Origin of the sequence: Psychrobacter glacincola (genome assembly GCF_904846215.1) — a bacterium.
GTDB lineage: Bacteria > Pseudomonadota > Gammaproteobacteria > Pseudomonadales > Moraxellaceae > Psychrobacter > Psychrobacter glacincola.
This window is the reverse complement of the sequence record NZ_CAJGZK010000088.1, coordinates 1-616: the sequence shown is the minus strand read 5'-3', so window position 1 is coordinate 616 and position 616 is coordinate 1. Positions and strand designations below refer to the sequence as shown.

Annotated in this window: 1 protein-coding gene; it reads right to left on the bottom strand. The window is 46.9% G+C overall.

Annotation, left to right across the window (positions count from 1 at the left end; all coding sequences use genetic code 11):
* On the bottom strand, positions 1-616 hold a 616-nt coding region (locus JMW90_RS13555; protein WP_476705331.1), incomplete at both ends, for an aminomethyltransferase family protein.

Genomic DNA, 616 nt, shown 5'->3' with positions numbered 1-616 from the left:
GCTTTCAATTGTTCAAAAAATGCTGGTGCATCATCACCATGCATAATGACTTCGACGCCATCTTCACCGGTATAGCCGGTACGAGCAACGAACCAATCTTTGCCTTCGATGTCTGTTAAATCAGCACCAACGAAAGGCTTAAGACCAGCTAAAGTATCTGCCCAGCTAGGTTTGGTTTGCGCGAGTTTTTCAACAGCGTTTGGTCCTTGCACGGCAATCATCGCAAGCTCTGGACGCTCAGTGATGCTGATGTCAAAACCTTCGGCGACTTTATCAAATTGTGCCATGTCTTTATCACGAGTAGCAGCGTTTGAGACGATGCGGTATTCAGTAGCGTCTTCGTTCATCAGGTAAACGATTAAGTCATCGATGACGCCACCTTGCTCGTTGAGCATGCCAGAATATAACGCTTTACCGACGGTTTTGAGTTTATCGACATCATTGGCCAGTAGCTTTTGTAGCCATGCTTTGGTATCGCTACCTGTGACATCAGCGACGACCATATGTGGGACATCAAACATACCAGCATCAGTACGCACCGCTTCGTGCTCTTCGATTTGCGAACCATAATGGATTGGTAATTCCCAACCAGAAAAATCCACCAGCTTGCCGTCAC